Source organism: Pseudonocardia sp. T1-2H, from assembly GCF_038039215.1.
In the GTDB taxonomy this organism is placed as follows: domain Bacteria; phylum Actinomycetota; class Actinomycetes; order Mycobacteriales; family Pseudonocardiaceae; genus Pseudonocardia.
In genome coordinates, this window is the sequence record NZ_JBBPCL010000001.1 from 4,755,191 (window position 1) to 4,776,968 (window position 21,778).

Genomic DNA, 21,778 nt, shown 5'->3' on the forward strand with positions numbered 1-21,778 from the left:
ATCCTGCCCCGAGCCGCGTCGAACCAATGGCGCCAGGCTCTGCAGCAACAGGACCACCACCCCGGCTGTCGTCGCCGAGCCAGCATCTCAGGCGCCCGCAGTGCTGCGCGGATGCCCGGCGCCCGCCGGTCAACTCCGCTCGTTGCGCATCCTCACCTCGTCCGCGTCCAGCGTTGACGCCTCCGAGGTCTCGCGCATCGTCACGTACACGACCAGCGATACCAGGACACAGCCGGCGACGTAGTAGAAGAACCACGACTCGTGGCCGATCTGCTTGAGCCATAACGCGATGTACTCCGCCGTACCCCCGAAGATCGCGACGGTCAGCGCGTAGGGCAGCCCGACGCCGAGCGCACGGATCCTCGTGGGGAACAGCTCCGCCTTCACCACGGCGTTGATCGAGGTGTAACCCGTGACGATCACCAGCGCGGCGAGCATGATCAGGAACGCGAGGATCGGGTTGCTCGTCCCGGCTAGGATGGTCAACAGCGGCACCGACAACAGGGTCCCGGCGATGCCGAAGAACAGCAGCAGCGGGCGGCGCCCGATCCGATCGGACAAGCTGCCGGCCACAGGTTGCAGGATCACGAAGACCAGCAACGCGACGAAGTTGATCCAGGTGACGGTGCTGGTCTCGATGCCGGACGTGTTCTGCATGAACTTCTGCAGGTACGTGGTGTAGGTGTAGAAGGCGACTGTGCCGCCTAGGGTCAGTCCCGCCACCAGGAGGCATTCCCGTGGGTGGCGCAGCAGCACGCGTAGGTTGCCCCGCGACTCCGCCCGGTCCTCACGCTCAGCTTCGGCGCGGAAGCTGGCCGACTCGTCCATGCCCCGGCGCAGATACATCACGACGACTGCGCCGAGCGCGCCGACCGCGAAGGCGATCCGCCAACCCCAGCTGGTCAGTTCCTGCTTGGTGAGCATCTGCTGCAGCACGATCTGTAGGCCCAGTGCAAGGCGTGTCCGGGGTGTTCGCGCTGACGACGCCGTTCGAGGCCGGCGTGCACGCCGAGGTCCGCCAGGGGCGGGCCGTCGTGGCCGCGGCGCGCCAGGCGCGAGTGCCGCATCTGCTGTTCAGCTCGGTGGCCGGGGCCACCCAACACACTGGCGTGCCGCATTTCGACAGCAAGGCCGTACACCCTCGGGGGAGCTGCCCAGATCCTCGCCGGGGTGCTCGAGCTGCCGCTCTCGTCGGAACGGCCACTGCAGCAGCTGGCCCGACCCGACCTCGGCGCTTTCGCCGCCGAGGTTCTCGCCCATCCCGACCGGTACCTGAGCAGACGCATCGAGTTGGCCAGCGACGCGCCCACGCCCGCACAGATGGCCACCGCCCTGAGCGGCGCGCTGGGTCGCCCGGTGCGGTACGAGCCCGTGCCGCTGGACGCGATCGGCGACCTGGACATGCATGCCATGTGGGAGTTCCTGAACGGACCCGGCTACCGGGTCGACATCACCGCCTTGCGCGGCGCCCACCCTCACCTCAGCTGGACCAGCTTCGCCGACTGGGCCGGCCACGCCTTCGGAGCGGCATCATGACCAACTACATCCCCCGCGAACCCGCCTTCCCGCCGATCCCCCGACTTTGGCTCTCACGCACGCGACCGGCCAGTACGCTGTCCTGGTGTCTTCGAGATGGCCGGGGTGTTCCTACCGGCAGTGGGCCGCGACGTGCGACACGCTGCATGGACATGTCCAGGTTCTGGGCAAGCTCGCGGTCAGTCTCGCGCCGCCGGAACCGCAGCTGCAGCACGCGGCGCTGCGGCTGACGGCACGCGGGTGGGAGACCGCCTCGCTGCCCGCCCCGGACGGCTCGGGATCGCTGGTCGCCGGGCTGGATCTGCGGGCACATCAGGCGGTGGTCGAGCACAGCGGCGGGCAGGCCGAGCGCATCCCGCTGACCCCGGACCGGTCGGTCGGCGAGGTGGCCTCGGACGTGCTCGCGGCGGTGCACCGCCTCGCGGGGCCGGTGGACATCGATCCGACACCCCAGGAGGTGCCCTGGAGCGTGCCGCTGACCGAGGACCAGGAGCACACCCACTACGACCCCGCTCAGGTTGGCGACTATTTCGCCGCCGCGACCCAGGCCGCGCTGGTGCTCGCCGCGTTCCGCGCCCCCTACCGCGGCCGGTCGACACCGGTGAACGCCTGGTGGGGCTCGTTCGACCTGGCGGTGAACCTGTTCTCCGGGCAACCCGCGCAGCCACCTTCGGATGACTTCATCATGCGCAACGCTATGGATGCCCAAGAGGTCGCCGTCGGCTGGTGGCCCGGTGACCCGCGCTACGAGAGGGCTGCCTTCTACGCCTATGCCCATCCGGCGCCTCCTGGCTTTGGTCAGGCCCGAACACCGCCTGCGGGCGCCCGCTGGGACGCGGACCTGGGCGAGTACATCCTGGACTGGGACGACGTCCGCGCGGCGACCGACCCAGAGGCCGCCGCGCTGGAGTTTGCCCGCTCGGCGTTCCAACATGCCTGCGCGTTCTGCCAGTGGGACCCGGCGCTCGCCGCGAGCGCGGCCGGAACCCCGCCTCCCGTGAGATGAAGGACTGATTCGCGCGGGCGAACGCGGCCACGAACCCCGGACGCGAGCGCGACGCGGCCACATCAAGATCGCGCGGTTATCAGGCTCAGGAGTGGATCTCCGCGATATAGCCGCCTGGAAATCGCAGGATGGCTGTGGCCGTATCGCCGACCTTTACAGGCTCATCGTAGCTGAGCATGGTGTGCCGCTGTAGGACTCGATCTTCCGCCGGGGCCTGAACATGGGCCTGGGGCCTCATGATCCGTGGTGTTCAGGACACGGAGTTGGGAGGCCCCAGGTGGAACGAGAGCGTGGTGCCGCGGCAGCGGCGATGTTGGGCATGCCCGGGTTCGTCGTGTTGGCGGTGTCGGACTACGACGGCGAACTCGAGTAGGCGGTCGAGACCACCGCCGATCTGGTGGGCTGCTCGGACTGCGGCGCGGTGGCCGAGTTGCATGATCATCGGCCGTGCTGGGTGCGGGACCTGCCCACGGGCGGTCGCCCGGTGACGCTGGTGTGGATCAAGGGGGTGTGGCGGTGCGCGCACCCGGTGTGCCGGCGGCGGACGTGGACCGAGACCAGCGACCAGATCGCGCGAGCCCGCCTGGCGGGCCACGGTCGAGGTGGCCGCGCTGGGCTCCCTACCGCGGCTACGCCTCAGCGCTGCGCACCGCCCTTCCCGAGGCGGTGCGGGTAGCGGCCCATCGCCGTCGCATCGACGTCCAGCAGCCGCCCGACCTCGGTGGTGACTGCAGCAAACGTCTCCGCAGGTGGCGCCGCGCGAGCGACCAGGAGTGCTACCCGCCGCAGCGCGTCCTGTTCCGCGGCGAGTTCGATGAACCCTGCCAGGCACAGACAAGATGCGTGGCGTTGATGTCCAGCTGGGACAACCGATCGACACCGATGCGACCGACGAAATTGATCAAATTTACGGCGGACGAGATATCGATCCGAGGCGGGCGAAGCCGAGGGGCAAAACGGGCAAACGGCAGGGCGGTGACGTACGGCGACGACTCGCATCGGATGCGCGCACCAATGGACGCGGAATTGTCAGGCGCAGCGAACAAGTGTGGCCGCTCAATCTGCCCCTACGCTTCGGTTGATCGTGGGCAATTGAGACCTGAGGAGGCTGTCGACGTGAACGCACGTATGGGCCGTCCCGTGGGGCCTGTCGGTCGACGCGGGCTCTCGGCGCGGACGGAGGTGGGCGTCGCTTTCCTGGTCGGCGTGGCGGTGGCCGTGCCCACCGCCCTGGTCATCTCGGTTCCGTTGGGGTTGCTGATCGGGTGGGACACGACCGCGGTGGTGTACCTGATCTGGTTGTGGACCGCCATCGGTCCCCGCGATGCCGCGCAGACTGCGGCTCGAGCCACCACCGCCGACCCGGACCGGAGGATCACCGATGTGCTCCTGCTGACAGCCTCGGTCGCCAGCCTGGTCGCCGTCGGCTTCGTGCTGGCCCGTGCCGGGCAGAATCAGGGCGTTGAGGAATTACTCCGGATCGCGCTCGCCGTTGCGTCGCTGGCGCTGTCATGGGCCGTGGTTCATACCGTGTTCGCGCTGCGCTACGCCCTGCTGTACTACTCCGGAGCCGAAGGGGGCATCGACTTCAACGAGCCCGATCCGCCGACCTTTGGCGACTTCGCCTACCTTGCGTTCACCATCGGGATGACCTTCCAGGTCTCCGACACGCCGCTACGGTCCAAGGACATCCGCCGAACCGCGCTGCGTCACGGTCTGCTGTCCTACCTGTTCGGCACCGGAATCCTCGCCTCCGCTGTGAACCTGGTGGCGGGTCTCAGCAGCAGATGACTCGGTGCCAGGGCGGACGAGCCGCGGTCCGCTGTACTCCTGCCTGGTCCGCCCTGGCCACCGACTGTCCGGGCGGATGCCGGCACCACGCCGAGCGCGATCGACACGAGGCCGCCGAACGCCCTGGCCGCGCGCTCCCCGGCTTTCTCGCCGCGGCGGAAGGCCAGAGCGACCTCGACGACCCCGGTGAGGAACGCCCACACCACCACCCAGACGGTCAGTACGACGGCGGTGATCCCGGGCCAGAGCAATGCGCCCAATCCAGCGGCGAGCGACAGTAGAGCGAGCAACACATAGCCCATCACCGTTCCGGCGCGGTCGCTGCGGAACGCCCGAGCGATCGCCTGCTTGTAGGCGTCGAGGTTCGGGATCGCGAGGAGCGTGAAGTTCAGACCTTGCGCGCCTGCGCCGGCTGCGACGATCGTGCCATGAAGGCGTGTCGTCCACCGCGGGTGCCGCGTTACGCCTGCTGCCTTACGCCGAGCTCTACGACGACGCCACCGGGCTGTGGACCCGAACCAACGACGCGCACTATGCCCGGACGTCCCCGCCACGGCGCTGCTCGCCGACGGGCGCGTCCTCGTCACCGGCGGCGGCCGGCCCGGGTCGACGCTCGCCGTGACCGCCACAGCCGAACGGTCAGCCCTACCTGATCACGCACACGTCCCCCAGGCTGGCGACAGGTGGAGGTCCTGCCATGCCCGACAAGTTGGTCTCTCCGCCTTCGCGACCAGTGCGGGTTACCGCCGTCTCATGGGCAGATCCGTCAAGGTAGGTCGACCCAGAAGTCGTCGCGGGCGGCACTACCGGCATGACCGTATCGGAGACCTGATGAGCAGCCAGGACTATCTGTTCGCCAACGTGGCCGACGAGGCGGAGCTGCGTTTTGCCGCGCTGTCGGCGTTGTTCGACCCGGGCACGTTCCGTCACGTCGATCGACTCGGGATCGACCGAGGCTGGCGCTGCTGGGAAGTCGGCGCCGGCGGAGCGTCGGTGCCCAACTGGTTGGCCGCCCGGGCCGGGCCGAACGGGCAGGTCCTGGCCACCGACATCGACACCAGCCGGATCACCCGCGGACTCGATGCGCGTGTCGAGGTCCAACGTCATGACGTGGTGCTCGACGACCCACCGGATGGTGTGTTCGACCTGGTGCACGCCCGACTCGTGCTGAGCCACCTCCCCGCCCGCGACACCGCTCTACAGCGAATGGCGAGTTCGCTGCGCCCCGGTGGCTGGTTGCTGATCGAGGACTTCGACCAAGTACAACCGTTCGCCTGCTTGGACGCCTATCTACCCGAGCACCACCAAGCCAACAAGCTGCGCGATGGCTTGCGCACCCTGCTGACCCAGCGCGGCGCCGATCTGGAGTTTGCACGGACGCTGCCGCGGCGTCTCCGCGCGCAAGGCCTCACCGACGTAGGCGCGGACGCATACTTCCCGGTGGCCTCATCAGATGCCGGCGCACTCGACATCGCCAACCTCACCCAGGTGCGGGCGGCCCTGATCTCGAAGAGACTGGCCAGCGCCGACGACATCGCTGCTCACCTCGCCGCGATCCGCACCGGGCACCTAGATGTGGCGACCTCTCCCCTGCTCTCGGCATGGGCCCGAAGGCCAACGTGAACGTGGCCCCTGTGCCGGACAACGTGTCCGGCACAGGGGCCGAGCTCAGCACGATGCAATCTCGAGTGATGTCTCCGACGCCCGTGAGCCGTGGACGTACACCGCTGATTCCGGCGCGCGCACTACGTACTTCTGCCCCCTGCCCCCTGCCCCCCAGGTCGGAGAGGCTGGGTCTTGTTGTCGGCTTGGGGGGTCTGATGCGTCATCTGGTGGTGTGCTTCGACGGCACCTGGCAGGGCCGGATCGCGGACAGCAATGTGTGGAGGCTGTCGACAGCGTTCGTCGCGCCGGCCGGTGATCCGCCGGCGCATTACGTGCCCGGGGTCGGCGCGTCGTGGATCGGGGCCGCGAAGCTGCGGGCCGGGGTGACCGGGGCAGGTCTGGACGAGGCGATCCTCGACGGCTACGGCTGGCTGGTCGAGACGTTCCGGGCCGGCGACCGGATCTCGTTGTTCGGGTTCAGCCGCGGCGCCTACACCGCCCGCAGCCTCGCCGGCATGATCGGCCGGATCGGGCTGGTCGACGGCACCGGCCTGGACGAGCGGGAGCGGACGGCGGCCGTGCGCCGCGCGTACGCCCGCTACCGGGCGTTACGTGACACGCCCGTCGATGACACCTGGAGCGCGGACCTGCAGTTCGCCTACGCCGCCGGCGACAATGACATCCCGATCGAGTTCATCGGGGTCTGGGACACCGTCGGCGCCCTGGGCATCCCGGCCTACATCGGCGTTCCCGACCTGCTGCACTCCCGCGAGCGCTACGAGTTCCTCGACGTCGAGCTCGACCCACGCATCCCGCACGCGCGCCACGCCCTCTCCCTCGACGAGATCCGCGGGCCCTTCCGGCCCACCCTGTGGAAGGATCCCGCGCCCGGCCAGGACATGCGGCAGGTCTGGTTCCCCGGCGATCATTGCGACGTCGGCGGCGGCCACCCCGAGAAGCAGCTCAGCGACGTAGCGCTGGAGTGGATGACCCACGAGGCGACCGCCGCGGTCGGCCTCGCCTTTGACCTCGGGCTCATCGACGGGTTCGCGCCCTCGCCGCAGGGCCGCGCGCACGGGTTCGACACCGGCCTCAAGGGCGCCGTCCTCGAGATCGGCTACCAGCCCCGGCCCCGCGCGGTCCCGCGGATCGACGCGGCCCATCCGGACCCGACGGTGTCGGACTCGGCCCACGAGCGCCAGCGGCGCACCGGCTACCGCGCCACCGTCACCCCGGCCGTAGGCGACACCGCGACGGCCATCGTCTACGCCGACCGGGCCTGGACCGACACCGGTCTCTACCTGGACGCCGGCGAGTACAAGTTCTCCGCGACGGGCCGGTGGTCCAGCGCGGGGAACTCCAGCGGCCCCGAAGGCGAGACCGGGATGTGGCACCTGTCCGGCGGCACGTTCGCCGGGATCGTCGACCGGATCGAGAACCGGCTGCGGACCGTCCTGAACAACGACAAGGCCGAGCTCCTCGGGACCCGACGGGACAACGACCTGCCCTGGATGTCCCTGGTCGGGCGGGTGGCCAACGAGAGAACGGTGCCGATCGCGGGCGCACGACCGCCACAGGCGACGACCAGGGTCGAACCCGACGACACGCTCGCACTCGGCGCCGCCGGCGCCGCCCACCCCGACCGGCCCGGCTACCTCTACGCCTATCCCAACGACGCGCTCGGCTTCTACGGCAACAACTCCGGAGCCGTGACCCTGACCGTTACCCGGACCGGCTGATGAGCTCCGAGCGGGCGCGCTTGTCGCCGTGCATGCGCGCGTCATGGTTCGGAGTCAGTACGCACTTCTACTACTTGCCCCCTACCTGAGTCCGGAGTAGGAGCACCCGCGACTACGCCATTTGCATCCAGGGCGGCGTCCAACTGACGGCCCCAAGATCCGTCTAGTAACCAGGTCACCAGATATCACTTGAAACCACGTGAATTCAGGAGGATCGTTGCACCTGTGCATCACGGCTTTCGATCAGGATTCTGAAATTCGACCTCTTGTTCGTGCAACCGAATGCTCACCGATGCATGCATTGAGCTACTGATTGACGATCCGTCCAGGTGAAGGCTGTTCGAGGATTGCCGATCGAAGCCAGCCCATGCACCAGCACTCAAGAACGCTCCGCCGGGCCCTCGCAGACGATCTAGCAACCCGTGGGCACACGCTTCGCCGGTTCATCTCTCGGTCACAACCTGCCGCTCAGCCCAGTGGTGTGCACCGCCCGCAAGTGGAACCGGAACGAACATTCGGGGGAAGCGCTCCGCCATCCGGGGCCGGCGCGGAATGCGACAGCCCTAATTCGCACCTGAATGGGGGACCGTGAATGAAGGTCCGGGTTTACCACAACGGTGACGATGTCTTTATTGCCTGGAAACCTGACGGCTTCATATCCGATTGTCGCGGCTTCGCCTTGTTGCGGCGCCGCAATGGGATCGAGGAGACGGTCAGCACCTGGGTCGGCTTCGAGGACGATCAGGCCACGGACGGGGAGCGCCGCGCGTCGACCAACTGGCCGATCCAGAAGTACCAGTGGACGGACTACATGGCCAACCCCGGCGACGCGCTGCAGTACCGCGTCTTGGCGATGGTGGGCCCGAACAAGCAGAACCTGCGCCCGGATCCGGGCTCGGCGAGCGAGTGGACGGACGAGCTGACGCTCAGCCACGAGGTCTCCCCCGGGATCGAAGCCCTGTTCAACCGCGGGATCGTGGCCGCGCAGTGGGTGTCGCGGCGGCTGGGCGTCACCGGCCACGACCTGCAGAACACGAAGCTGGAGACGGTGATCGAGACCCCGGGCGACGCGTTCCGGGACTACCTCGCCGGGCCGCTCGGCTCCCGGCTGTTCGACGTGCTGGCCTCGGCGGCCCGCGAGCAACGGCACGTCTACGCCGCCCTCTACGAACTCGATGATCCACAGCTCTTGGCCGCCCTGACCGGGCTCGGCCCACGCGCGCACGTCGTGCTGGCCAACGGCAGCGTGAGACGGCGGGGGACGACCAGAACGCCGCCGCCCGCACCGCGCTGCGCGGGCAGGTCGACCTGCACGATCGGATGTGCTCACCGCGCGCCCTGGGGCACAACAAGTTCCTCGTCATCTGTGATCACGGCGAGGCGCCGCGCTGGGTGTGGACCGGCAGCCAGAACTGGACCATGACCGGGCTGTGCACTCAGGCCAACAACTCGGTCCTGATCGACGATGGGGAGCTGGCCGGCGAATACCGGCGACAGTGGGACCTGCTGCGCGACGCCGGCGACGCCACCCCGCAGACCTTGCGGGAGGAGAACACCAAGCCCCGCGACGTCCCCGCCGATCCCGCCCGGGTGCGGCTGTGGTTCACCCCCACCGTCGAGCAGGCCGATCTCGCCGACGGCCGCGAGATCATCACCGCGGCCCAGCGAGCCGTCCTGTTCCTGATGTTCAACCCCGGACCGCAGCAGACCCTGCTGAACACGATCCTCGACCTGGCCCGGGCCGGCCGGGACGGCGAGCGGCTCTACATCCGCGGGGTGCTCAACCAGGACCCCGGCACCACGGCTCACCCGGTGCACCTGTTCGACCAACAGAACACCCAGAAGGCCGACTTCGAGGTGGTGCTGCCCGCCGCCATCGACGCGCCCACCACCTTCTTCCGCGAGGAGCTGAAGAAGCTGGACCGCGCGTTCGCGATGGTGCACAGCAAGGTCATCCTGGTCGACCCGCTCGGGCCCGATCCCGTGGTGCTGACCGGCTCGCACAACCTGGGCCCCAAGGCCAGCGGGACCAACGACGAGAACCTGCTGATCATCCGGAACGCCCCCGCCCTGGCCGCCGCCTACGCGACCAACGTCATGGCCGTCTACAACCAGTACCGGTGGCGGTTCCGCCGGCACCTGCAGCCACCGGCCGAGCGGTGGAAGGGACTGGTCGACGGCGACAACTGGCAGCACGGATACCTACAAGCGGACAGCCCGGCGCTGCGCGAACTCAACTTCTGGGTCGGGGAGTAGCGGCAGGGCGTCAACCGGCTCAGCGGGCCGCTCGGCCCGCCCGGGATCAGCACCGGGCGGGTCCTCGACGGGCGAGGATGATCGACATTGACCGCGACCGGCTCAAGAAAGTCGAGCCGAAGCTCACCGCCGCGACCCGTTGCGACGAGCGGGGCCTGTCAGGCACCGCCGCCCACTGCGACCATCTGTTCGTGGCACCCGACGAGGGCGCTTCAATCGCCCGGCTGCGAGCAGGAGCGGCACGCCGTCACGACGCCTCACGCGCACCTGAACTACATCGTCGACGAGCTTGGCCACACTCTTGGCATCCCTCTGGAGCTCGCTCCACTGCACCTCTGTCGCCGCAACCATGGCGCCAGTTCTGAACTTTTCGGAAGTCTGCGCAAGCGAACGCCTGGCGTGCAACAAGCCATCGACAGGCGACCGCCGAAAACCGGCAGCCGACACCAGCTGCATGCGCGTTCGACGGGTGCCGCATCAGCCACGTTCCGCAGGTCTGCGAGGCCGCGGTCACCGCAGGCGTCGACGTTTCCGGGCACAATGATCTTGGAAGACGTTGCCGACGCAAGCACGCAAGGCTCTGACCTGTAGAAACAGTCGGCGGAGTGGGGCAGGTGGGGCTCGAACCCACGACCTGACGGATTATGAGTCCGCTGCTCTGACCAACTGAGCTACTGCCCCTCTGAGCAGCGAAAACGGGCTATCCCGTCGGAGCCACTCAGCCCGAATCCGTTGCTGTCGTGGGTTCAATCCGAAGATCCACCCGAACGGCTCACCAGACCCGGCCCCCCGATCGTATCGAGCGGCTTGCTAGCCACTAGCCGGTAGTCCAACCCTCGGGACCTAAGCCAACGTTCAGCGGCAGGGATGCCGCCCAGCTCGACGGCGTCCAGGAGGTCCGCGACCTCGTCCCGTACGGCCTTCCACGTCTCGGCAGGAAGGGCTATCTGATCCTCACCATGCATGTCCTCGGCGGTGATCTCGTCGTCAGACTTCTCCCGGCCCACGCGGGCCCACTCCCGCAGACCACGGCTGTAGGTGACCTGACGCTTGCCCAGGCTGGTGGCCTCCCAGAGCCACCACAGTTCGATGCTGTCCGCGTCTCCCTGGCAGGCATCAGCCAGGATCTCGAACGCGGAGCGGGAGTCCCCTCGACCCTTCTTGGTAGCGGAGGAAGCCACCTCGAAGGCGGCCTTACTCACGTACTCGGCCACCTGCTCGATTGACTCGCCGGTCATGTGGATCGGCCGCATGTCCAGGCCACCCTTGTCGGCGATGGCATGGAAGCCCTTGCGGGTCAGGGCACGCTCCCAACGGTGGAAGGCCCGATAGCTCATCTCGGCCATCATGTCGGCGCTCGTCAGCTCCGTGAACGTAATGACGGCGTGTACGTGCAGGTGATGCCCCGTCACGGGGCTGTGGGTGTACTCGACGGTTCTAATCCACCCTCTGATCCCGAACGTCTCCTGATCCACCACCCACCCACGGCCGGACGTGACAGAGCCCCAGGCGGCCGACAGAGCCGCCCACATGTCGCGGAGGGTGTCCTTACGGGAGTGGGACATGGTCAACGTCAGGAGGCCAGCAGAGCCTCCGGACTTGGCTACGGCAGTCAGGACGCCGGCAACGTCCTTAGCCCGCTGTGCGGCGATCCTCCGAGCGCATACCGGGCAGCTCCAGGGCGACCCGCACGACATCGTGCCCGCGATCCCTGCACGACGGCCCTGGTCCGTCTCAGACACCCGCAGCACGGTCCCGCCTACCGGGTTGACCGGCACACGGCCACACGCCTTCAGGCGGTCAATCGACGTGAAGCCCTGAAGTCGACGGCGCATCCCGTATGCCTCGGCCCGACGGCCCCGCCGTGCCCGATCCACGTCCTCGGGAAGAACCCGGCGTAGGTGCTTACCAAGAGGGCCGCCTTCGGCGGCCCGGCCTGCCCCTCCGGCCTTCGGCCTCGGGGCGGCCAGCGCCAGGCTGTCCCCTCTCATGCGGCAGCTCCACCGACACGACGGACGTAGTCCGCATACGGAAGCCACGGGGCCCGGACACGAGTGAGGCCCCGGCCTACGGCAGACATCAGCGCGACGCCAGGGAGGGCAGTCGAGTGTCCGGCAGCCATAGCCGGATCAGCGTCGGAGTGCAGGAGCCTCACGGACTCCACGGAATCGCTCCGGAATGACAGCCGTAGCCCCAGCTGTGCCCTCTCGGCCCCGCCAATCAGATTCGCTTCCGGCCTCTGCACGAGCATGAAAACCATCATTCGTACCTTCCTGGCCTCTGCTAGCAGCCTGGCAACGTGCCCACGGACACGAGCGGCAACTTTCTTGTCCAGGGCGTCCAGGGCCCTAAGAGTCGCGGGCCATTCTTCGAGAACGATTAGCGTTAAGGGGTGCTCATCGGTAATCGGCAGAATGTCGGATGCAATAGGCATCGCTTCTAGGCGATTGTCGAGATCCGTCACGAGGCGGTCTAAGGTCCGCTCGATTCGGGCAGGGTCCTTAAGGCCAAGGGAAATGTGTTCGGCGTGAGCCGTACCCGCGAATGGTCTAAGCGTGACTGACGAGGGGTCGACACCTGCGATTCGGATAGGTTCACCAGCCTTAGCGCGTTCCGCTGCCTGAGCCAGGAGTGAGTATCCGAAGGAAGACTTCCCGGAGCCGGTTTGTCCGGACGCAATTGTGTGCGGCATCGTGTAGAGATCCGCCGTGACGTCCTGGGCCTCTTCGTCCCGGGCCAGCAGAACGGGGCCCGTGATAGGGCCACGAGGAAGGGTGTAGACGCCTGCCAGCGGATCGGACGCTAAGAGCGTGATCACGGCATAGGCACCGTGGCCCCTAGATTCGACTCTGAGGCTGTGGCATCCCAGGTGCGGGCACAACCGGTCCGCTAGGTCCCGCACATCAGCCGCAACCATTCCGGGCTCCAGACGAACCGTGAGGACCGTCTGGGCGCCGAGAACGATATACACGATCTCGGGGACCAGCTCGGAGCTACCGACCACACTCTCAATGCGGCGGATAAGTCCGGCGCCACGGCAGGCCCTATCCCAGGCGTGCACAATCGCGTCCACCTCAGCGTTATCGGCAATATCGGCCTTATCGCGGCACCTGAACACAATTCCTCCTCACGGTTTTGGACAAACGAAAGGGCCCCGCCCCATTAAGAGGCGGGGCCCAGTAGGGAGCGGACTAGGCTTAGGCGGCCTTGTTGTCCGCCTTAGGGGCCTGAGCCTGGCCCTCGATTCCGTCGGCCCGCATGGAAAGAGCCACACGGCCACCCTGGTCCACGTAGGGGACCGCAACGAGGTTCACGAACCTGACCGGCTGCCACTTAGCCGTCTTCGGCTCGTCCCACGAGGAGACACGGATTCCAACAACCTCGGCACGGTCTGCGTCGGGGTCGTCGACCAGGACGTCGATCACCCAGACCGGGACGCCAGTGTCGTCCTTAGCCTGGTTTCCGGACCGCTTACGGGAGCCATCGGCCAGCTCCACGTACTCGGCACGAGCGGCAGCCTTACCGGTGCCGATCAGGGCAAAACCGGGACGGTTGGTGTCAACGGGAATGTTCCTCATGGCAGTCTTCTCCTGGGATGTGTTTGTGTGTGGGTTTGGCGGCATTGCCGCGATGATGCGTGGTCTAAGACCACATCGAATGACCCCGCAGGGCAGATATTGCTACTCGCGATTACGTAAGTGGAATCGAGGGGCTTAGCCCGGAAGCTAAGCGGCCGTAAGCGTTATGCGGCTAAGGACCGGTCCGGCATCTCGTCGGGGTGCAGTAGTTCCGCACCGGGGACGTCGGCACCGTGGACGGCACAGAACACCTGATCCCACGGCTCCCGCTCGTTCACCACCACCAGGACAGCCGGGGCCTCGCAGAACTCGCAGAGGTCCGCATCCGGGTCGGGCACCTCGTCGTGGACGTGGACAGGAGTCCCGGGACAGCCGTGCCCTCCCACAGAACCCCATCGGTCGCGCGCCCGTTCAGGGCCACAGCCTTACCGCCCGGCTTCGTGGCCGTGCTGTAGATCCGAGCATCCCGGGTGATCTCCACCGTGACGTCCTCGTGGACGATGGTCGTCCCCGCCTTCACGTCCTCGGCAGGCACCGTGTGCGGCGCGTCGAAGACCTCGGCTTCCATGGCCTCACAGACACGCTTGCCCTCATCGGTGAGGACGACGTCCGAACCGGCCTCCACGGCCAGGCCACGGGACACGAGGGCCTTCCGGGTAGCCGGGGCAACCTTCCTGTTCGCCCCGAACATGGCGGCGATCATGTGAGTGGTCAGCTTCAGCCGCTTAGCGGTCGGTGTCTCGTGGTGCTCCATCGTGGGCCTCCGTGGCTAGGTGATCCGATCTGGTCACCGAAGCTACATGACCCAATTGGGACAAGCAACAAGCGGGTCAGGTAAACCGCTAAGGTGCTGGTCATGCCCACAGGTCAGTACGAACGGCGATGGCAGGTCATCGCTGCTGACCTACGTGCCAAGATCCAGGCTGGGCGCTGGCAGCCGGGCGACAGGCTGCCTCCCATGTCACAGCTCCAAGAGGAGTACGACGCGGCCAAGGGCACCGTGAGGTTTGCGATCAACGCGCTACGAGACGAGGGGCTAGTGACCCCCCGTACCGGGTCTGGGATCTACGTCAACGGTTAGAGGGAAGCCACGGGCCGGCCACACGAGCTCGCGGACCTCGTCCAGGGGAAACGTCTCGCGCCGTTGTGCGAGACATACAAGCCATGCCCTCCGGGCGGGGCCTCTGCTCCCGGGTGGCCCCGCTACCCGCCCTCTTCCGGCCCACGAGGGCTAGCACGACCACGGCAGGTCCCGCACGGCTGGCATCTCGGGCGCCGGTCCCGCTCGTAAGGTGCGGGACCTACCGCGCCCGTGCCAGGGCTACGCCGCCGAAAGCGACCGGGTAGCTCAGTCGTAAGCCTCATAGTTGTGGAAACGACGACGGAACCGCCCCACCGGGCGATCTTCTCGCAAGACGCCGTCAGCCCGCCGCCGCCAGACGGCTCCCGAAGCATCCTTAAATGTTATCGCCAGCAGCGAATCTTTCTTCAGGCCGACATCACTGAAAACGAGCTTCTCGCCTGGACCGAGGACCTCAGCGAAACCGCGTTGCAGACCTACAGGCCCCCATCCCTCAGACGAATCATAAGCACACAGTAGGACATAGTAGATTGGCAGACTACTGTAGTTGTGCGCGGTGTACCGACCGTTCACAGAAGGATCGCCACTTATTACGATGCCATCAGAAAAACGGACCGTATTCCGCCTCAGAATGATCTGGCTGGCCTGCTTGCTGTGGTTATCCGCCACTTGCTGTCGATATACCTTTGCCGCAACGGCAAGGGCTCCTACCGTGCCTATCGCAGCGAACCAATCGGCGAGATTCCCAGTAACATCCCAAACGCTAATGGGGTCAACCACCCTGTTCCTCGTTCAGCTCTAGTGTTCGCCACAGCGAAGCGATGTAGGCGCCCACCCATCGGCCCAAAACAGTTCTTCAGTCTCCAAATAAGCGGACCGGAACGGCGTCCTCGTGAAGATCAATGCCGTAAATATCCGAGATGGTGAACGCTACGTCGTCGGGGCCGACACACAGCCATGCGGATAGTTCGTCAAGCGTCATAGTCATCGCCATAGCTACTCACCTAGCCGGAGGTGAACCCAGCGAGGGGACTTAGACGGTTCCCGGAGCGTCGGACCTAGCCGGAGATCCTGAGCGGCCAGCATCGTCGCACAACGGGCGTAGCCCTCCCGTAGCTCCACACCTCGTCGCACCTCGACCCCTCGACGGACGGTCCAGGCCCACTCTCGGAGGCCCATACGACGGACGAGGGTGGTCACCGGCAGATCATCCACGATGGGCATCCTACGGCTAACGAACGCCCGCCACGTGACGACCTCAAGCTCATGGAACCAGTCATTCTCACAGCTGCATTGAATGTGGCTACTGCCGCGTTGAGGATTGCGGCAATCCTAAGCGATATAAAACGTGCCGCTCTCGGCATTGCGATTATCGCGTTCAGCGTCCTCGGCCTCGCCTGTCTGCTGTTGTCCGGCCTGGTGATATCCAACGAGTGGTGGCGCTCGGTAATGATAGAACTCGGAGTGGGACTGATCTTCGCCGGAGTGATTGACCTGGCAATTCTCGGCTACATCGGAAGAATAGTGAAAGAGAGTGAGTCGTCCGGTCGAGGCTTACGCTTCAAGCCCCCGCCCTCTCAGACAGTCAGATTGCCAGCATCAATGAGCTCTTGCAAACTGGCCTAGTGGACGAGGTGCGCTTCCAGCGCCAATCTCCAGAATCCGCTGCTTAACCCCACCGTTCCTAAGCGAAGAGATTTCTGTGGCAGGAACGATCACGTGGTGGGACGCCTGGAGACTCTGGTTCAGCGGCCAGGAGGTGGACACCCAACTCAGGCTGGGGCCGTGGTCGATCCTCTGGTGGGGCCGGGTTGGCAAGATTGCGAGCTTTCTCGCCGGAGCCACAGTCGTTCTCGACCTCATTGGGCATGAGCGACTCCGAAGAATAGGTGAGACTTTGCCGAAACCTAACCCCGCTCGCAATCTCGGCTATTTTCTCGTCGGAGAGAACTTCGAGCTTTTCGATTGGAGGGTGACGCCTGATCCGACCGCTCGGCTCTACAAGGACGGCGTCCCAGTACCCATCAAGTTGTCCCCGCGAGCCAAGGCAACCTCTTTGGTCCTAGCGATTTTGTCAGTCCCGGTGACGTTAACGGTCCTGGTGCTTCTACCGACATCCTGGTGGATAGACATTATCCTCGCCCTCCCTGTCTACTGCGTAACCTTCTTCGTAGTAGGGCTCATTTTCTCGTCCGTAGTTGCGACTATCGTCTCGATTCCTGCATTTCTCCTTCTATCGGTGGCCCGGACTCTCGCATCTAAAACCCCCGGTCAGGCGCTGCGATACCTAGCCCTGGTTCTTCTAGTCACAGGCTTCCACTTCGACCTACTCGCCTCCTAGCGAGCCTCCCGGTCCTCGGGGAGACTTGCGGCCAGGGCCAAAAAATCAGCCAGGGTCGTCCCTAGTTCCTGCATAACATCTAACGTCCGTACGTCCTGGTGCTGATTATCCCTTAGCCATTCGGCAAGTTCGTAGTGATAGCGGTGGAATGATTCGAAAGCCTGATAGGCCCGAGTCGAGGAATCCGACTCAGGATCGAGGGCGATTACCGGCGTATAGAACCGTTCCGGCAGGTTCTCGGGAACCCTGGGCCTTAGCTGAGATTCACGAATCCGTACCGCCACGGCGGGCCTCCCAAGAAAGGTTTCCGAGCCGACGGAAGTATTCCGACGTTTGTGCAGCGCGCTCTAGGGCGCGTTCCTCATCATCCGGTAGGGATAGCTGACGCATGTAGCGGGCGTATGCGTCCCCGGCAACTCGCATTTCAGCAATTAGCGGGTTAATCACGGGCTGCTTCATAGAACCCTTAACCGTGTACTCCGGATCTGCATTGAATACCGACCGTAGCTCCGCGATCGTGTCTAGCTGACGACAGGCCAGCTCCAAGACCCGAAACTCATCAGACCTGAGCTGTAGCTTTTCATCGTTGACTACTTCGTCCCAAAGGGAGCCACCGGCGTAGCCGAGGTCTGCGGGCTTGTCCATTAATTGTCTCCTAGAATGGTGAATGGACCATTAGAATGGTCCTTTTCTTGAAAATTGGGGCTCTGTTCGTTCACCGAGTGGCTTTCCTGCTATACGAGCCGAGCAACAGGGCCACCGGAGGGGTCCCCCCGTAGGGAGCCTTACCTACTGGCGGCCAGGGTGCCGTTCCGGTCCACGCATTCTCAATTCACGCTTTCGTTTCTGTGCATTCATTCCTTCACGACTCGACTTCTGTGCGTGACAATTCGCACAAGCTGACTGAAGATTGGATTCGTCATTTGTTCCTGAACGCACAATGTGATCAACCTGATTCGCTCTGCCTGTGCACTTAGGTCCACGAATCAGACACTTATAGTTGTCACGAATGAGAACGCGCTTGCGGATGCGAGCCCAATCCCTCGGCAAAGAATCCCTTCGATTCGATGTACTCCAACCGGCCATGCGTACATTCCTCGGTATTGGTGTGGGTATGGGCCTGGCAGTAGTACAAGCCCTCGGCTACCTGACGGCGTGGGTCTTAGCTTCCCGCCAGGCGTCAACACTGGCGGCCACATCGAAGAGCGCCACCCATTGTCGATTAAGATTAGCCAGCTTCTCGACATTGTCCGGCTCACTCGCACGAACACGCCTAATCTTGTTCAATAGTCGACCCTGAGCCAGCATCAGATATCGGCAGAATTCACAGCAGAAATTGCTCTCCCGGCAGGGGTCAATAGTTCCTGGGCACCCCTCTCGACGACAGTCCACGGGGTCTCTCCTTAAGTAGTTGGGTGGGGGAACGAGAAAGGGGCCCCTCGGCAGAGAGGCCCCCTCGTCGTCAGACGTGCTAACAGGCGGGAAGTCCCTGGGTGAGGACAGCCAGCCTCTAGGGCAATAAGGAGGTTCTCCTTCCTCTAACAGGGTTTACCTCCTAGCCGATTGGCAGGAGGGGCTTTCGGGGAGTGACCAGCTCCAGGAGACGTTCCACGCTGTAGAGCGGAATCCCGGCGGTCTTAGCGTCCGGGTAGTGATAGCCCGCTACGTCGAGTACTCCACGTTCCTGCCAGCGCGCTATCCGGCGCGGGGCATTTCGAATGCGGAGGAGGCTCACGGCCTCATCTGACGTAACGAGCGTGGGTAGGTCTGAGTCGTCCATATTTCTCGGTTTCAAAGTCGCAGGTAGGAGGGTTTCCCTTTTGGCTCATTCGCTCTCTAAGGGCCTAGAATCTCGAGCTAGGGTGGTTGTACCGGGCAGGCCGGCGCGGGCCTTAGAAACGGCCTCAGGGGCCTGGTTTGTAGGCCAGGCCCCCCCGGGTCGATTAGTCCACGTCAATTGAACGGGCGAATGCGTCAGCCGGGGAGACGAGGTTAAGCGTCCCGCCTACCCGGATGATTCCCACGTGCGGAGCTAGGCCCCCGAGGAACAGACCACTATCGCCACGCGCATAGGCACGGTGCAGCTCCACGGCCCTGAGGGCCTGGGCCTGGTCCTCGAACGAACCGAGGCGGGCCACCGTGAGGGCCGCCGGTCCAGCCTGCTTCTGAACCCCTACCTCGTGCCCCTCAGCCTTCATGAGGGCCGTATATGCGGCCCATGCCTTAGCCAGCGGTACGACGGTCTGCTTAGCCTCCAGGAGGGCCGCTGAAACATCCGGCGAGATATCCAGCAGTCCCATGCCAGAAAGGTCGGGAATCCGCTCCACGACGGACACGAAAGCGGGTACAGCCGCGTTGTACTTGTCGCAGACAGCGGCAAAGAGTCCGTCCAGGTGCGGAGAGACTGCCGTACGTAGGGCACGCTCTCGGGCTGAACCGACATGTCCGGCCAGAACCTCCGGCAGCATCTGCTTAATCACCGCCGCGTGGGCCAGCTCCAGGACCGCCTTGTCAAACGCCCTCTGGTCCTTGGCCGCTGCTAGAGCTTCCTCAGCCTCATAAGTCGTCGGATGCGTAACCCTGAAGCTGCTTCGCTCTACGGCCGTGCGGATCTCATCCGGAACCGGAATGTCCAGAGCGGCGAAGGTGGAAACGATCGAACGTGCATCGTGGATAAGTGCCATTGTATTTTCTCCCTTAGACGTTGTTTAGACGGCGCCCGCCGTTGCGGGCGATATCGCGTAGCATTCGGTTAAACTGACCTTCGGCGGTATCAAAGTCCGCAAAGGGTGAATCTTCGACAGTCGAAACTCCCAGGCCCTGGGACGGATCGTAAGCCATTCGGCGCCACGATCCGTCAGGCTGTCGGCCGCCCGACTCGATATGGTCGGGAATCTCCACCGTGACAGGCTGTCCCTTATTAAGCTGAGCCTCGATAACGGCGCGTAGTTCGGCCTCAGGGTCAGAGTCGGTATCCGGATTAGCGTCAGCCGATGCCTGAGCTACATCCTGAAGGGTAATCGTCCGGTTAAGCTGAGCCCGGATAACGTCATTAAACGCCTGAAGCTCTGCCGGACTCGGTCCGCTAGTCATGCCTTACTCCTATCGTCGTCAATTAGTCGGCGCAGCCACTCAGCCAATTCTTGCCGGTCGTATTCCGGCAGTAGCCTCACCCAAAGCATTATCTCAAGTAGCGTCACAATCGCATTCCCCGTTAGGGCCGCAGTCATAGGCCCGCGTCATCAAAACGTCATTGATACTCGACACGAGGTGCGGCGACTTGTCGGGACTCTTTCGGAGCGCGATCAGCTCTTGGGTGGACATGCTCTCCAGGATTGCATCGGCGATAATCATTGGTGTCTCCTAATTGTTGGATTGAAACGGGGGGCTAACTCAGTCGTCGGTCTTCAGGTCCCGAACGTCGACCCTCAGGGCCTGGGCCAGCTTTGCCAGATTTTCGTGGTGGGGCTTGCGTAGCCCTGTCATGTATCGATGGATCGCCACATCGGAAAGTCCGATCTTTCGGGCTAGCTGGGCCTGGGAGAGTCCGGACTTATAAATGGCCGCACGGATCTTCGCCGTATCGGCAGGGTTGTTCTTCATCGTCACCCCTTACGGGTAATAGGTAGTTGGTCGGTAACAACCTGGGCATGCCGAAGAGGCCCCATCCCAGGATGGGAGGGGGCTAAGCCTGAGCTGTGGGGGACCGGCCTTACCGAAGGAGTAAGGCCGGTCCGGCTGACATCGCGGAGCGTGAACGTTCTACCGTCCCATCCATAGGGAATTACGGTGACGCTAGGGCTAGTTCCTTCTCGGCCTTCCTGCGTGCCCGATAGTCACGAGACTTCTGCCTGTTCCGTGCCCTCTGGCAGTCGAGGGCCTGGCAGTATTCCCGGGGCCTACCCGCACCCTGCCAATTCGCATTCGCCACGCACCAATTGCAACGGCACGTCTGCCCATTCGGGAAACCCGGCGCTTCCGTGACGTACTTCCCGTTACTGAACTCGCAGATCCAGCGATCAGACGGCACATAGATGCGGGTCTGGCAGTGAGCGCACCGCCTCGGCTCGGACGGGGCCTTAACGGACTCGACCATGAATCCGTGCCCGTTGGATAGAAGATCCGCAACAGCCACAGACCGGCGCTTGCCTAGCCCTAGCTTTACCGATGGATTCACTGACGCGCCGTCTAGGTCCAGATCCTCCGGAGAGCCGATCTCGTGATCATCGAGGTTGCTCCCGTCGTCATAGACGCGGAAGTCATCGGGCTCGGCGTCGAGGGTGCTTAGAGCGGCCTTCACGCTCTCGGGGGCCTCGTCAGGCTCCAGGCCCTTAGGCGGGTCCTGGGGCACTGTGGCGTTAATGCGTGTGTTCATCATGGGTCTCCTTCATGTTGTGTGCGGACAGCAGAGGACCCCGCTAAGCCCTAAGGCTCAACGGGGTCCTAAGCGTGGGTTAGCTCTTAGCTAGTCGGACGGCGACGGTCGGCAGGCTAAGCCCCGGCAGATCGAAACGGTGCGGACGGGATCGGCCGGCCGCTCTTAGAGCGGTGGACAGACCGGGCCTCATCGGGCCCGGAGAAGTTGACTCCCGGGACCTTAGGAGGTGCCGCAGTGGCCGTTAGGTCACGAGGGTCGGTAGCCCTTAGGTCTGCCTCCGGGGACTCTGTGGAGTGGACGAGGCGGGTAGGGGCCTCGTCGTGGTCCGTCCGGCCACCACGCCGGACTAGGAGTCGTGAATCCCGAGGCACCGTCAGGGTGCCTACGGTGGTGGTTAGCACGACGTCGTCGCCGCGTAGGCGACTCTGGATTACGTGCCGTTCAGCGGCACCCCCCATGAGTACTGT

20 protein-coding genes, 1 tRNA gene and 2 pseudogenes are annotated in these 21,778 nt (G+C 64.8%); 11 read left to right on the top strand and 12 right to left on the bottom strand.

Translation table 11 applies throughout. The features are described 5' to 3' along the window. Window positions 1–129: 129 nt before the first annotated feature. Window positions 130–957: pseudogene (locus tag WBK50_RS23465) on the bottom strand (MFS transporter); the annotation flags it as partial. Between the two features lie 44 nt (window positions 958–1,001). Between WBK50_RS23465 and WBK50_RS35340 the strand changes: the two are divergent. From WBK50_RS35340 to WBK50_RS23485, 5 genes and pseudogenes are all read left to right on the top strand, one after another. Further along, window positions 1,002–1,073: pseudogene (locus tag WBK50_RS35340) on the top strand (hypothetical protein); the annotation flags it as partial. 97 nt (window positions 1,074–1,170) lie between these two features. Then, the gene (locus WBK50_RS23470; RefSeq protein WP_341337671.1) at window positions 1,171–1,536 is read left to right on the top strand and encodes an NmrA family NAD(P)-binding protein; all 366 of its coding nucleotides are present in this window, start codon (window positions 1,171–1,173) and stop codon (window positions 1,534–1,536) included. Between the two features lie 85 nt (window positions 1,537–1,621). Beyond that, window positions 1,622–2,542 (top strand): DUF5996 family protein, encoded by a 921-nt coding sequence (locus tag WBK50_RS23475; protein ID WP_341337672.1) that lies wholly within the window; start codon window positions 1,622–1,624, stop codon window positions 2,540–2,542. A gap of 397 nt (window positions 2,543–2,939) precedes the next feature. Further along, window positions 2,940–3,218 (top strand): transposase family protein, encoded by a 279-nt coding sequence (locus WBK50_RS23480; protein ID WP_341337673.1) that lies wholly within the window; start codon window positions 2,940–2,942, stop codon window positions 3,216–3,218. A gap of 506 nt (window positions 3,219–3,724) precedes the next feature. After that, window positions 3,725–4,333: a DUF1345 domain-containing protein gene (locus tag WBK50_RS23485; protein ID WP_341337674.1), complete on the top strand. Its 609-nt coding sequence runs from the start codon at window positions 3,725–3,727 to the stop codon at window positions 4,331–4,333. Here the strand turns inward: WBK50_RS23485 and WBK50_RS23490 are convergent. Then, complete coding sequence (locus WBK50_RS23490; protein WP_341337675.1) at window positions 4,267–4,962, bottom strand: DUF308 domain-containing protein; 696 nt, start codon at window positions 4,960–4,962, stop codon at window positions 4,267–4,269. The genes WBK50_RS23485 and WBK50_RS23490 overlap by 67 nt on opposite strands. A 202-nt stretch (window positions 4,963–5,164) precedes the next feature. Here WBK50_RS23490 and WBK50_RS23495 point away from each other — a divergent pair, with 202 nt between their 5' ends. From WBK50_RS23495 to WBK50_RS23510, 4 genes are all read left to right on the top strand, one after another. Then, window positions 5,165–5,956, top strand: coding sequence for a class I SAM-dependent methyltransferase (locus WBK50_RS23495; protein ID WP_341337676.1), 792 nt, complete (start codon window positions 5,165–5,167; stop codon window positions 5,954–5,956). A gap of 197 nt (window positions 5,957–6,153) precedes the next feature. Further along, a complete protein-coding gene (locus tag WBK50_RS23500) occupies window positions 6,154–7,677 on the top strand; it encodes a DUF2235 domain-containing protein (RefSeq protein WP_341337677.1) in 1,524 nt (507 codons plus the stop codon). Window positions 7,678–8,269: 592 nt separating this feature from the next. Further along, a complete protein-coding gene (locus WBK50_RS23505) occupies window positions 8,270–9,100 on the top strand; it encodes a hypothetical protein (protein WP_341337678.1) in 831 nt (276 codons plus the stop codon). After that, window positions 8,998–9,933 carry a phospholipase D-like domain-containing protein gene (locus WBK50_RS23510; RefSeq protein ID WP_341337679.1) on the top strand — a complete coding sequence of 312 codons (936 nt, stop codon included), beginning with the start codon at window positions 8,998–9,000 and terminating at the stop codon, window positions 9,931–9,933. The genes WBK50_RS23505 and WBK50_RS23510 overlap by 103 nt, the downstream gene beginning before the upstream one ends. Window positions 9,934–10,539: 606 nt before the next feature. Here the strand turns inward: WBK50_RS23510 and WBK50_RS23515 are convergent. The 5 genes from WBK50_RS23515 to WBK50_RS23530 all read right to left on the bottom strand — a co-directional run bounded on the left by WBK50_RS23515 (window position 10,540) and on the right by WBK50_RS23530 (window position 14,265). Next, window positions 10,540–10,614 (bottom strand) — tRNA-Ile (locus WBK50_RS23515). Window positions 10,615–10,679: 65 nt separating this feature from the next. After that, a complete protein-coding gene (locus WBK50_RS23520) occupies window positions 10,680–11,924 on the bottom strand; it encodes a protein rep (RefSeq protein WP_341337680.1) in 1,245 nt (414 codons plus the stop codon). Then, window positions 11,921–12,850, bottom strand: a complete 930-nt coding sequence (locus WBK50_RS35345; protein WP_445942388.1) for an FtsK/SpoIIIE domain-containing protein — start codon at window positions 12,848–12,850, stop codon at window positions 11,921–11,923. The genes WBK50_RS23520 and WBK50_RS35345 overlap by 4 nt, the downstream gene beginning before the upstream one ends. A gap of 280 nt (window positions 12,851–13,130) precedes the next feature. Further along, window positions 13,131–13,511: a hypothetical protein gene (locus WBK50_RS23525; protein WP_341337681.1), complete on the bottom strand. Its 381-nt coding sequence runs from the start codon at window positions 13,509–13,511 to the stop codon at window positions 13,131–13,133. Between the two features lie 274 nt (window positions 13,512–13,785). Then, window positions 13,786–14,265: a hypothetical protein gene (locus WBK50_RS23530; RefSeq protein ID WP_341337682.1), complete on the bottom strand. Its 480-nt coding sequence runs from the start codon at window positions 14,263–14,265 to the stop codon at window positions 13,786–13,788. Between the two features lie 102 nt (window positions 14,266–14,367). Between WBK50_RS23530 and WBK50_RS35350 the strand changes: the two genes are divergently transcribed. Then, the gene (locus tag WBK50_RS35350; RefSeq protein WP_445942297.1) at window positions 14,368–14,592 is read left to right on the top strand and encodes a GntR family transcriptional regulator; all 225 of its coding nucleotides are present in this window, start codon (window positions 14,368–14,370) and stop codon (window positions 14,590–14,592) included. A 267-nt stretch (window positions 14,593–14,859) separates the two neighbouring features. Here the strand turns inward: WBK50_RS35350 and WBK50_RS23535 are convergent, their stop codons facing one another. Further along, window positions 14,860–15,372, bottom strand: a complete 513-nt coding sequence (locus WBK50_RS23535) for a hypothetical protein (RefSeq protein WP_341337683.1) — start codon at window positions 15,370–15,372, stop codon at window positions 14,860–14,862. 922 nt (window positions 15,373–16,294) lie between these two features. On the opposite strand from WBK50_RS23535, the gene WBK50_RS23540 reads away from it, so the two are divergent. Then, window positions 16,295–16,933, top strand: a complete 639-nt coding sequence (locus WBK50_RS23540) for a hypothetical protein (protein WP_341337684.1) — start codon at window positions 16,295–16,297, stop codon at window positions 16,931–16,933. A gap of 264 nt (window positions 16,934–17,197) precedes the next feature. Here WBK50_RS23540 and WBK50_RS23545 read toward each other — a convergent pair whose 3' ends face one another. From WBK50_RS23545 to WBK50_RS23555, 4 genes are all read right to left on the bottom strand, one after another. Then, a complete protein-coding gene (locus WBK50_RS23545) occupies window positions 17,198–17,578 on the bottom strand; it encodes a hypothetical protein (RefSeq protein WP_341337685.1) in 381 nt (126 codons plus the stop codon). A gap of 144 nt (window positions 17,579–17,722) precedes the next feature. After that, complete coding sequence (locus WBK50_RS35355; RefSeq protein ID WP_445942298.1) at window positions 17,723–18,019, bottom strand: HNH endonuclease; 297 nt, start codon at window positions 18,017–18,019, stop codon at window positions 17,723–17,725. Window positions 18,020–18,876: 857 nt separating this feature from the next. Continuing rightward, window positions 18,877–19,617 carry a hypothetical protein gene (locus WBK50_RS23550; RefSeq protein ID WP_341337686.1) on the bottom strand — a complete coding sequence of 247 codons (741 nt, stop codon included), beginning with the start codon at window positions 19,615–19,617 and terminating at the stop codon, window positions 18,877–18,879. Window positions 19,618–20,326: 709 nt separating this feature from the next. Beyond that, window positions 20,327–20,536: a helix-turn-helix domain-containing protein gene (locus WBK50_RS23555; protein ID WP_341339488.1), complete on the bottom strand. Its 210-nt coding sequence runs from the start codon at window positions 20,534–20,536 to the stop codon at window positions 20,327–20,329. Window positions 20,537–21,778: the final 1,242 nt, after the last annotated feature.